The organism is Dorea sp. BIOML-A1, from assembly GCF_009875615.1.
Classification (GTDB): domain Bacteria; phylum Bacillota; class Clostridia; order Lachnospirales; family Lachnospiraceae; genus Dorea_A; species Dorea_A amylophila.
Genome location: NZ_WWSA01000016.1, coordinates 34,757 through 46,233, shown reverse-complemented (window position 1 = coordinate 46,233; position 11,477 = coordinate 34,757). Strand labels below are relative to the sequence as shown.

The 11,477-nt window shown below is 41.1% G+C and carries 14 protein-coding genes; all 14 read right to left on the bottom strand.

The window, feature by feature from the left end:
* Positions 1-2: 2 nt before the first annotated feature.
* Positions 3-905 (bottom strand): dihydroorotate dehydrogenase, encoded by a 903-nt coding sequence (locus GT508_RS07990; RefSeq protein ID WP_028086912.1) that lies wholly within the window; start codon positions 903-905, stop codon positions 3-5.
* Complete coding sequence (locus GT508_RS07985; protein ID WP_118378430.1) at positions 905-1,687, bottom strand: dihydroorotate dehydrogenase electron transfer subunit; 783 nt, start codon at positions 1,685-1,687, stop codon at positions 905-907. The genes GT508_RS07990 and GT508_RS07985 overlap by 1 nt, the downstream gene beginning before the upstream one ends.
* Positions 1,688-1,756: 69 nt before the next feature.
* A complete protein-coding gene (gene pyrF / locus GT508_RS07980; protein WP_161143976.1) occupies positions 1,757-2,683 on the bottom strand; it encodes an orotidine-5'-phosphate decarboxylase in 927 nt (308 codons plus the stop codon).
* A gap of 136 nt (positions 2,684-2,819) precedes the next feature.
* The gene (locus tag GT508_RS07975; RefSeq protein WP_117598430.1) at positions 2,820-3,995 is read right to left on the bottom strand and encodes a S41 family peptidase; all 1,176 of its coding nucleotides are present in this window, start codon (positions 3,993-3,995) and stop codon (positions 2,820-2,822) included.
* A gap of 31 nt (positions 3,996-4,026) precedes the next feature.
* Complete coding sequence (locus GT508_RS07970; RefSeq protein WP_161143975.1) at positions 4,027-5,187, bottom strand: murein hydrolase activator EnvC family protein; 1,161 nt, start codon at positions 5,185-5,187, stop codon at positions 4,027-4,029.
* 27 nt (positions 5,188-5,214) lie between these two features.
* Entirely contained in the window at positions 5,215-6,123 is a 909-nt protein-coding gene (gene ftsX, locus GT508_RS07965) for a permease-like cell division protein FtsX (RefSeq protein ID WP_161143974.1), read from the bottom strand.
* Positions 6,113-6,799 carry a cell division ATP-binding protein FtsE gene (gene ftsE, locus GT508_RS07960; RefSeq protein WP_028086906.1) on the bottom strand — a complete coding sequence of 229 codons (687 nt, stop codon included), beginning with the start codon at positions 6,797-6,799 and terminating at the stop codon, positions 6,113-6,115. Before ftsE ends, ftsX begins: the two co-directional genes overlap by 11 nt.
* 16 nt (positions 6,800-6,815) lie before the next feature.
* Positions 6,816-7,904, bottom strand: coding sequence for a PucR family transcriptional regulator (locus GT508_RS07955; protein WP_055284660.1), 1,089 nt, complete (start codon positions 7,902-7,904; stop codon positions 6,816-6,818).
* Positions 7,905-8,117: 213 nt separating this feature from the next.
* Positions 8,118-8,792 (bottom strand): WecB/TagA/CpsF family glycosyltransferase, encoded by a 675-nt coding sequence (locus tag GT508_RS07950; RefSeq protein WP_138375901.1) that lies wholly within the window; start codon positions 8,790-8,792, stop codon positions 8,118-8,120.
* Positions 8,793-8,877: 85 nt separating this feature from the next.
* Entirely contained in the window at positions 8,878-9,135 is a 258-nt protein-coding gene (locus GT508_RS07945; RefSeq protein ID WP_330420094.1) for a small, acid-soluble spore protein, alpha/beta type, read from the bottom strand.
* Positions 9,136-9,173: 38 nt separating this feature from the next.
* Entirely contained in the window at positions 9,174-9,362 is a 189-nt protein-coding gene (locus GT508_RS07940) for a PspC domain-containing protein (protein ID WP_028086903.1), read from the bottom strand.
* 28 nt (positions 9,363-9,390) lie between these two features.
* Entirely contained in the window at positions 9,391-10,359 is a 969-nt protein-coding gene (locus GT508_RS07935; protein WP_161143973.1) for a DUF4097 family beta strand repeat-containing protein, read from the bottom strand.
* Positions 10,360-10,362: 3 nt separating this feature from the next.
* On the bottom strand, positions 10,363-10,983 hold the full coding sequence (locus GT508_RS07930) for a DUF1700 domain-containing protein (protein ID WP_161143972.1): 621 nt from the start codon (positions 10,981-10,983) through the stop codon (positions 10,363-10,365).
* Positions 10,980-11,303: a PadR family transcriptional regulator gene (locus GT508_RS07925; RefSeq protein WP_118224519.1), complete on the bottom strand. Its 324-nt coding sequence runs from the start codon at positions 11,301-11,303 to the stop codon at positions 10,980-10,982. The genes GT508_RS07930 and GT508_RS07925 overlap by 4 nt, the downstream gene beginning before the upstream one ends.
* Positions 11,304-11,477: the final 174 nt, after the last annotated feature.

The following is an 11,477-nucleotide window of genomic DNA, read 5'->3' as shown; positions in this document are numbered from 1 at the left end:
CATTATTTTACAATACCAACCATATCTTTCACGGATTCAAATCCATTTTTCTTCATATATGCTTCGATTCCGTCAATGATCTCTATTGTTGCATTTGGATTATAGAAATTCGCGGTTCCCACAGATACTGCGGATGCTCCTGCGAGGATCATCTCGATTGCATCTTCCGGTGTAGCAATTCCTCCCATTCCGATAATCGGAATATTGACCGCCTGCGCCGTCTGGTATACCATACGGACTGCGATTGGATGTACAACCGGTCCCGATACGCCGCCGGTCTTATTAGCTACCGCAAATGTTCTGCGGTTGATATCAATCTTCATTCCCGTCAGGGTATTGATCAGAGACAATGCATCTGCACCACCGGCTTCTGCTGCCTTTGCGATCTCTGTAATATCCGTAACATTTGGTGTCAGTTTCATGATGATCGGCTGTTTTGCGATCTTTTTGATCTGAGCCGTCAGTTCTTCTACATGCTTTGCGTCCTGTCCAAATGCAAGAAATCCCGCATTGACATTCGGGCACGAAATATTGATCTCCATCATATCGATCGGCTCATCCGCCAGCCGCTCAACAACCGCAAGATATTCCTCCGGCGCATGCCCACAGACATTCACAATGATCTTTGTATCATATTTCTTCAGAAACGGAATATCTCTTTTGCAGAACAGATCGATTCCCGGATTCTGAAGTCCGATCGCATTCATCATCCCGCCGTAAACTTCAGCTACACGTGGTGTCGGATTACCCGGCCACGGGACATTTGCGACTCCCTTGGTCGTCACCGCTCCGAGACGGTTCAGATCGACAAACTCACCGAATTCTTCTCCCGAACCAAATGTACCGGAAGCCACTGTAACCGGATTCTTCCACTCTACGCCGGCAATATTTACTTTCATATCCATTATAAATCCACCTCCGTAGATAAGAATACTGGTCCGTCTTTACAGATTCTCTTGTTATTCACGTTGCTGTGTGCATCTTTTTCCTTTGTCTTGCAGACACATGCCAGACAGGCTCCGATTCCGCATGCCATTCTCTCTTCCAGAGAAATATAGCATTCGATCCCCTTCTCTTCTGCATAAGTCTTGATCGCCCGCAGCATTGGTGTCGGTCCGCATGCAAATATCATATCTGCATCCAGATTCTGCTCACGGATAGCATCCATGACATTCCCTTTTGTTCCTACACTTCCGTCTTCTGTGGAAATATATAAGGTCCCGTTCTGTTCAAATTCGTCTTTCAGGAATGTATGTGCATCTCTGTAGCCGACAACAATCTGCTTTTCTTCGCACTGCATCTGTTTGGCAAGTTCCAGGATTGGCGGAACACCGATTCCTCCACCCATCAGGAATACTTTCTTTCCTTCTGCTTTCTCATATGGAAATCCATTTCCCAGAGGTCCGATCACCGGCACAGTATCTCCTGCCTTTAATTCCGAGAACTGTTTTGTTCCGGTCTTTTCTCCGGTTACACGGTATACCAGTCTTAATTTTTTTCCCTCTTTATCAATTTCACAGATACTGATCGGACGCGGAAGTAATTTGCTTGCATCTGCCGTGTATACAGATACAAACTGTCCCGGTCTGGCAGTCCGTGCTGCTTCTGTCTCAATCCACAGACTGTAGATCCCGTCTGCCAGCATCTCCTGTGACAGAACTTTCGCCTGTTCTTTCTTTTTCTCCATCTTCCTTTATCTCCTGTTAAGATTACTCTGTCATACGTTTTTTATCTGTCTTTTTTGTCAGATCAGACCTTATCTGTTCTCAAGTGCTCCTTTGATGTCTGCTACCATAGTCTCAACTGCTGCTCTGGATGCATCACCAAAGTTCTCAGCTCCAAACTTTGCATACTGCTCCTGCTTGTATGCCGCAATGATTCCTCTTGAAGAGTTCACGATTGCTCCAAGTCCATCCTCATTAAAGAAGTGTACCAGATCTTTTCCTTTTCCCCCCTGTGCACCGTAACCAGGAACCAGGATATATGCCTTCGGCATTACTTTTCTAAGTACTTTTCCCATCTCCGGATAAGTTGCTCCAACTACTGCTCCTACATAACTGTACTCATCACCCATGACTTCTGATCCCCATGTAGCCACTTTCTCTCCGACCAGTTCATACAGCGGACGCCCATCGATCTTCTGATCCTGGAATTCTCCGCTGGATGGATTGGAAGTCTTAACAAGGACAAAGATTCCCTTCTTTTCTTCTTTGCATACATCCAGGAATGGATTGACTCCGTCTGAACCAAGGTATGGATTGACTGTTACAAAGTCTTCGTCAAATGGTGCATATGTCTTGCTTCCTACTTTCACTTTTCCAATATGACCAACCGCATAAGCTGCAGATGTAGAACCAATATCTCCTCTTTTTATATCTCCGATGACAACCAGTCCTTTTTCCTTACAGTAATCTACCGTCTTCTTAAATGCCGCAAGTCCCGGAAGACCGAATTGTTCATACATCGCGATCTGTGGTTTTACTGCAGGGATCAGATCATACGTCTTATCTACGATTTCTTTATTGAACTGCCAGATTGCTTCAGCGGCACCTTCCAGTGTCTCACCATACTCTGCAAACGCTTTCTGCTGAACCTGTTCCGGAATGTAGTTTAACATTGGATCCAAACCTACTACGATCGGTGCTCCTGTCTTCTTTATGTTGGCTACTAACTGATTAATCAATGTCTTTTCCTCCTATTTTACATGTATCATCTTAATTTTACATTATTTATATTTTACCATAAGGCATACTAAAAGGGAATGCCTAACTGCATTCCCTTCCAAACTCTTCTTCTGCCATGTCATTGCCGGCACACCATTACTTCATCTGTGCCTTTACTGTCTCTACTGCTTTTTCAAGCTGGTTATCTGCATCCGGATTTTCTTCATCGCTCTGGTACTTGATTTTTACATCCGGTGTAATTCCTTTTCCATTAATGCTTCTTCCCTTTGGAGTAAAATACTCTGCAATCGTAAGTTTTACAGCTGTTCCGTCATCCAGATCAAAAATCTGCTGTACAACACCCTTTCCATATGTCTGGGTTCCTACAATCTTACCGATTCCATAATCCTGGATTGCACCGGAGTAGATTTCTGATGCACTGGCACTGTTACCATTTACCAGAACTGCCAGCGGCTTGGTAAACTGATGCTCTTCATCAGATTTCATCTCTGTCTTTTTGCCATCTTTGTCTTCTGTATAGACGATCAGTCCCTTTGGCAGCATCAGATCCAGCATATCACATACCGTACTAAGTGAACCTCCCGGATTATTACGCAGATCCACCACTAATCCTGTCATTCCCTGCTTCTCAAGATCATCCAGTGCTTCTTCGTACTGATCATAGGTTACCGTATCGAATTCAGACACTCTGATATAACCGATCTTGTCATCCATCAGCTTATACTCTATCGTCTGTGCCTGCACAGTGTCTCTTGTAGCAGTCACAGTTACCTCCTTCGCATTTTCTCCTCTTAATACGGTAAGTTCTACTGTTGTTCCTTTTTCGCCTTTTATTTTACTTACAACTTTCGAAAGATCTTTTCCTGTTACTTCTTTTCCTTCTACCTTATATAGGATATCATTGTCCTTAAGTCCAGCTTTTTCAGCCGGAGAATCCTTATATATCTGAACCAGAGTAATCACTCCTGTCTCCGTGTTCTGAGACATCACAGCACCGATTCCGGAATATTCCCCACCGGTCGATTCATATAATTCTTTCGTCTCTTTCTTGTTGTAATATACCGAGTATGGATCATTCAGACCATTGATATAACCTTTATAGATTCCATCTTCCAGATTCTTCTCTTTTACGTCCCCCATATAATGCTTCTTGACCAGGTTCTGTAATTCCGATATCTTATCCTCTGTTTTTGATGTGATATCACTGCTTCCACTATTTACTTTTAATCCGCAGGACACAAGTCCCGCTGCCAATAACATAGCAAGGGCGCCACAAAGCGCCCCTTTCAAAAAACTTTTTCTGTTTTTCATTTATCTGCCTCTTACTATGATCTGTCTTTTATTACAGATAGTTTGCCGGATTGACCGGTGTTCCATTCAACATTACCTGAAAATGAAGATGCGGTCCGGTTGAATTACCGGTTGTTCCCACTGCCGCAACATTCTGTCCTTTGCTGACTTTCTGCCCTGCACTTACATAAATCTTACTGCAATGCATATAATATGTCAGCAGACCATTACCATGATTGATTACCAGCAGATTTCCTGCATTCCCTGCATATCCTGCTGAAATTACAGTTCCCGCTGTCGCTGCATAGATTGGTGTTCCTGTTGCAGCGGCAAAATCAATTCCTTTATGATTCGTACTTGCTCCTGCAATCGGCTGTGTTCTATAGCCAAATGTACTTGAGATATACCCGGCCGGACAAGGATGGGTAAATGTTCCATTCCCTGATACAACCGGCGAACCGGCAGAACTTGAAGATGAACCTGTATTCTTAGATGCCGCTGCTGCCTGCACTTTTTTCGCTGCTGCCGCTGCTTCGGCTGCCTCTTTTTGTTTTTTCTCAGCTGCCGCTGCCGCTGCTTCTAACTGAGCCAGCTTATTCTTTGTATCGCCAAGTTCACTGTCCAGCTTCTGTATCTCGCTTTGTTTGCTCGTCAGCAGCTGATTGACATTATCCTGTTTTGCGATCAGATCATCCTGCATTGTCTGCAGTTGTTTGTATTCTTTCTGAAGCTCTGCTTCCTGATTCTCCACATCTGTTACAACCTTCTGAAACTCCACCAGCATATTTCTGTCATAACCAGATATCGTACTGATATATTCTGCATTATTCAGAAATTCTCCGATTGATTTAGAAGAGCATAAGATTTCAATAAATCCGGTATTTCCGTTCTCATACATAAAACGGATTCTCTTTTTCATGCTTTCATACTGGTCATTTTCTTTTGCTTTTGCAAGAATCAGCTCGTCTTCTTTATTCGAGATTTCACTTTCCTTATCCGAGATTTTTTTCTTTGTCTTTTCCATCTCATTTACCAGATTACTCAGTTGATTGGCAAGAGATGTCTTCTCACTCTCGGCAGTTTTTTTCTTGTTCTCCAGCTCTTCTGCTTTTTTCTTTGTATCATCTATCTCAGTTGCATACGCCGGCATGAACATTCCACATGTAAATGCCATTGTCAGCAGAAGACTTATCATCTTCTTTCTATTTATCATATGTCGTTCCTTTCCGGATCAGAAACATTATACCTTCAAATGCTTGCGGATTGTAAAGAAACTTCCAACAAAACCGATTCCCACACCTAAGGCGATTCCGATTGGAAGCAATGTTCTGTAAACATTTGCTACTGGAAGGAATTCTATAATGTTATTCAGCAGGCTGAATTTTGTCATAATATATGTAATTACTTTATCATACATAAAGTACAGAAGTACCAGCGGAATAACCGCTCCTACAGCTCCAATGATCAGACCTTCGATTACAAACGGAGCACGGACGAATCCGTCTTTTGCGCCGATATACTTCATGATCGCAATCTCTTCACGTCTTACTGTAATACCCATAGTAACTGTATTACTGATCAGGAAAACAGATACTGCAAGCAGAATTGCAATAATTGCTACGGACACATAGCCCACCAGCTTATTCACGCTCGTCAACGTCTTTGCTACCACATCTGATTTCTTGACTTTACGTACGCCTTCCAGTGATTTTGCAAAAGATACAACGCTCTCCTGCTTTGACACATCCGAAAGATAAACTTCATAGTTGTCAGAATTTGCAAGCGGGTTATCACTCTTAAATCCTTCCGCCAGATCGCTGGACTCTCCAAAGTACTGACCTTTGAACTTGTTCCATGCTTCGTCTGCACTTACATAATTCACTTTCAGTACGCCGTCCTCTTTCTTAAGCTGGGCACCAATCGAATCTTTCTGCTCCTGTGTTGTATCTTTGTTGAAAAATACTGTGATCGCCACACCTTCTTCTGCTTTTTCCACGATATAATTAAAGTTCATTACCATGGAATAGAACAGTCCAAACAGGAAGATGCATGCCGCCATCGTTGCAATCGAAGCAATGGAAAACATCTTATTTCTGCGGATGTTCTTAACTCCTTGTTTCATCGAATATCCTATTGTACTAATTCTCATGCTTGTACCCACCTTTTTTCTCGTCGCTTACAATGACACCTTTTTTCATTGTAACAACCCGCTTCTGCATTTCGTTCACGATTTCCTGGTTATGCGTAACGACCAGAACCGTAGTTCCTCTGTCATTTGCCTCTTCCAACAGCTTCATAATCTCCCATGAATTTGTCGGATCCAGGTTACCGGTAGGCTCATCTGCAAGCAGAATTGCAGGTTCATTCACGATTGCTCTTGCGATTGCAACTCTCTGTTGCTCACCACCGGATAATTCCTTTGGAAATGCCTTGTATTTTTGGGCAAGCCCTACCAGTGACAATGCCGCCGGTACTTTTTTCTTAATAATTCTTGTAGATGTCTCTGTTACTCTCTGTGCAAACGCAATATTTTCATAGATATTGCGATCCTTTAACAGACGGAAATCCTGGAATACAACACCGATATTTCTTCTGTACATCGGCACTCTCCGATGTTTCATACGGCTTAAGTTATTACCATTTACGATAATTGTTCCAGATGTAGGCTCCAGCTCTTTCATGATAAGTTTAATCAACGTAGACTTACCAGATCCGCTGTCTCCCACGATAAACACAAATTCACCCTGTTCAATCTTCAGATTGATTCCATTCAGGGCTGCAACCCCTTTTGAGTACTCTTTCGTTACTTCTCTTAGTTCAATCATAAGTTCCTCCTGATTATTAATACTCCAGCGACTCCATATACTTCATATACTTCACTACCATAAGTGCGATTTTAAATGTAATGGCGTCTTCAAACACACGCAGATCCAGACCGGTACTCTTCTGCAGTTTATCCAGTCTGTATACCAGTGTATTACGGTGTATATATAATTGTCTGGATGTTTCTGATACGTTCAGATTATTCTCAAAGAATTTATTGATCGTTATCAATGTCTCCTCATCAAAATCATCCGGCGATTTTCCCTCAAAAATCTCACGTATGAACATCTTACAAAGTGGAATCGGCAGCTGATAGATCAGACGTCCAATTCCCAAAGCACTGTATGCAATAACGCTGCGTTCACTGAAGAATATCTTACCGACATCAAGAGCTAATTTGGCTTCTTTATATGATTTTGAAACTTCTTTGATATCACCGACAACTGTTCCGTATGCTATCAGAATATCTTCTTCTCCATCTTCTTTCAGGAGCGTATACATATTCTCCGCAATCTTCTCCAGTTCCGCATGGCCATCATTCGGTTCCAGTTCCTTTACCACGATAATATTCTTCTCATCAACAGCTGTCACAAAATCCCTGGTACGGTTACCAAGAAGTGTTCTCACGTTGTCGAGCGCATTCGTATCTTTTTCATGCTTTGTTTCAATAATAAAGATAACACGTCTTACTTCTGTGTCAATATGTAATTTCTTAGCACGGTTGTAAATATCTACCAGCAGCAGATTATCCAGCAACAGGTTTTTAACAAAATTGTCCTTATCAAATCTTTCTTTATATGCGATAAGAAGATTCTGAATCTGAAAGGCCGCGATCTTGCCTACCATGTAAACATCATCACTTCCCCCATTGGCAAGAAGTATGTATTCCAGCTGATGTTCATCAAAAATCTTAAAAAACTGATATCCCTGCACGACCTGACTGTCTGCCGGGGATTCAACAAAGGAAAGTACCTCCTCTACGTAGTTCTCCTGTTCTGAGAATGTGCTTGCAAGAGATTTACCGTCTGTGTCCATCACGCAAAAGTCAATTCGTGTAATCCCTTTCAATCCTTCAATTGTGTTTTGAAGTATTTGATTAGATATCATATTCCATCTCCTCCACTCTTTTCAATATGCATTTTACACAACAAATTCACTACAATAATCTACAAAATACATATCGTCAAATCTTATCTTAATATATATAACCAAAAAAATAAAGAGGAAATCACACTTTTTTGGTGATTTCCTCAGTTTTTTTACATTTTGTACATATTTATTGCATAGACATAGTGACGAAATAACTTTCTTATATTTTTCTTAGGATTTCATTTTCAGCTTATTTTTTTCCATTTCACGTCTGAAAATGTGATTCAAGAGATACTTTGCAATTTTCCCCTGACCGAATCCCGGCTTACGTGGCGAGAATATCTTCTTTCCAACTCCGATCCAAACTCTTGCATCCAGAAGATTTCTGTTTTTTGCAATAAAATCTTCCTGTAATGGAACCGATAATGCCGAAAGGACACAATCCACTTCACTTCCGTTGATCGCATTCACCAACATATCATCCGCTCTGCCTTCTGCAGATACCTTCGCCAACCCAACTAACTGAACCCCACTATATGCCTTCTGCAGATACCGGAATGCCTCCTGCCCTTCTTCTTCTGACTCTACCAGCAGATAGAGTCTTTTATGGTTCTTATGCAGATAGCGCATAAACATCTTCAGATACAATTCCATATTAATCTCTTCCGGCAGTTCCGGTTCTTCCGCTGCTTCAAGGATTAGCTTTTCCCCCGGCAATATCATATCAAATTCATTCATCTTTTCTTTCAGTTCCGGGAGATCGTTCATCTGCATCAGCGCATCTACCGATACAACATCTATCACACTCACAGGTTCAGATTCCAGAAATGCAATTGTTTCCTTCATGGCTTCTTTCGCTGTAAAACTGTCTATATTTACACCTAAAACATTAATCTTCTCGTTCATATCCTCACCTGCTAACTCTTTTACCAGTTGTTCGATTATAGCAAATGGATATTTCCTTTTCAACCTTTATTACATAATATTCATACTAATTAACATTCGTAATATTTTTGTCATTTTTTTTATTGTTTCCAGTCTGACGCTTCTTTTTCGTAATCAGACCGCCGATTTTTCCTGTTTCTTTTGATGTAAGCGATTTCCATCCGTCCTGCATCACTCTGTCTAGCAGACCAAGTTCTTCAGCAATTTCATATTTTACTTTTTCATCCGGAGTAAGTTCTTCCAAACGGACGGGATGTTTCTTTTTTGCCGGCATAATGATTGATTCCTTTCGTTTTTCTTTCATTATGCCCTGATTTCCTTTACCTATACATTTCTGCTGCTTTAATCTTCATCCGGTATAATGATCGCCGCTATTATATATGCAAGAATCCCCGAACCTGCTCCCATTGCAATCAACACAAATGCCAGTCTTACCAGTGTCGGATCAATATTAAAATAATTTGCAATTCCGCCACACACACCGCATATCATTCTGTCTTTTTTTGACCGGTATAATCTTTTTCCATCCATTTTGTTACCTCCTGTATCTCTTTCTTTTTTACATCTGATTCATATATTTCACAGTAATCTGTCCAATGCCACATTCGATTTCCATATTTTTTGCCGCATGATTGTCTATCGTATAGTCTTTTCCAAATCCAGAATAGCTCTCATCTGCACATCTGATTTCTCCGATACCACATTCCAGATCGTAATTATAATCTTCTTTTACACCTTTTAAATTCAGCAAAAGTTCTCCCACACCACAGTCTGCTTCTAATTTCTTTCCGGCATCTCCTGATGCTGTGACGGATCCGGCACCACATACAAATTCTGCCTCCTCTGCCTGAAACTCAAGGATATTCACTTCTCCTGCTCCGGCATTTACCTCCAGATTTTTCGTTCTGATCTGATCCGCTTTTAATTTTCCGGCTTTCATATTCAGTTCTATTTCGTTAAATGCCATGTTTTCCGGGATCGTCACGGTAATTGTGCCTTTTCCAATGTTATTACTTTTTTTAATCTTTTTATTTGAAGTCAAATATAAGATTCCATCTTTTTCAAATGCACGAAAGCCCAGTTTTTCATTAATATCTATGCTTTCTACCGTAATTACATCCGTATCCGTCCCCTTTTTCAAATGGATACTTCCTGTATAAACATTACTCTTAATCGAATTGATATCTTTATATGAAGCCTTTCCGTTGTTTTCAAGTATATTTGCTATACCATTCATATTATCACGTCTTTCGTCATCATCATCCCAGTCATCCTGCTCATCATACCGGTCATCATCATCCCAGTCATCATCATCCCAATCATCATTGTCCCAGTCATCATCATCCTGGTCCCACTTATCTGTGACGATATATTTTGTAACTTTTGATCCCCATTTCATTTCTTCCGGGAATCCATGCATAATATCATCCAGTGTTGTTCCAATTCCCCACGCTGCACCACAGCATATGATCCCAACCAGGAAACATATACCACATACGATCCAAAATATTTTCCATCTTTTTTTCATATCTTACGCCATCGCCTTCCTGTGAAATGGTTTTCTGAGAATCCATACAATTCCTCTGATCATCCCCGGAAATACAATGATACAGAGTCTTATCCCTGCCACGGTTCCGATCGCACCAACAGCAATCAGTATCATACCGGCTCCGAATAGTGCAAGACCGGCTCCTATATTCACAAACATACTTCCAATACCTGCTGCTGTCAGAACGATTGCCACGATCACAATTGCCGCAAAACCTATTACAATTGCGATAAAGAATGCAAATGCTGCAATGAGGATTCCTGCAATTGCTGCCAGCAGGCCGATTGCTACAGGAACGATAACCGGGCATCCAACCAAAATGATTGCCACAATCAGAATCATTTTTAACCATTTATTCGTCCATGGTTTATTGTCCTGCTCCATCGGCATTCCGGCTTTTCCATCTTCCGGATCCTCTCTGTCTGCCTTGATCTTTGCAGCCACTTTTTCAGGACTTTCCAGTTCATCTATTACATTCTTTTCATTCTCTGCTCCTGCATCATCAAAGTAATCGTTGTAATAATTTAATGCATCCATTCTGTCCTCTTCCGGAATATCCTGCAAAAGTCCGGATAGTTCTTCCATAAACTCTATTCGATTCATTCTAATATCCCTCCCTCAAATAATTCATTAATCTTTCCGGAATATTCTTTCCACTCTTTCCGGTACATGATAAGCTGGGTTCTTCCGGTTTCTGTAACTTTATAATAACGTCTGTTTCTTCCATCAAACTGCCTGTCATAGACTTCCAGATATTCCCCTTTCTGCAGCCTTCGAAGTACCGGATACAATGTAGATTCTGACACATCGATCGCTTTTCTTACATCCTGCGTAATCTTGTATCCATACGTTCCTTCATCTTCCCGTGATACTACCGCCAGCACAATTGCATCCAGAAGAGCTGCACCTGTATTAAAAACCATGCCCTCACTCCTTTTCGCATTATGATTTAATATTATTTTGTTACACATATTATACGATGTATAATATAGTGTGTCAACATATATTATGTATGTTACAAAATTGTAAGATATCGCAAAAAAAGTACACCCGTGACTTCGGATGTACTTCCCTGTTTCTGATATATTCCCCAATAT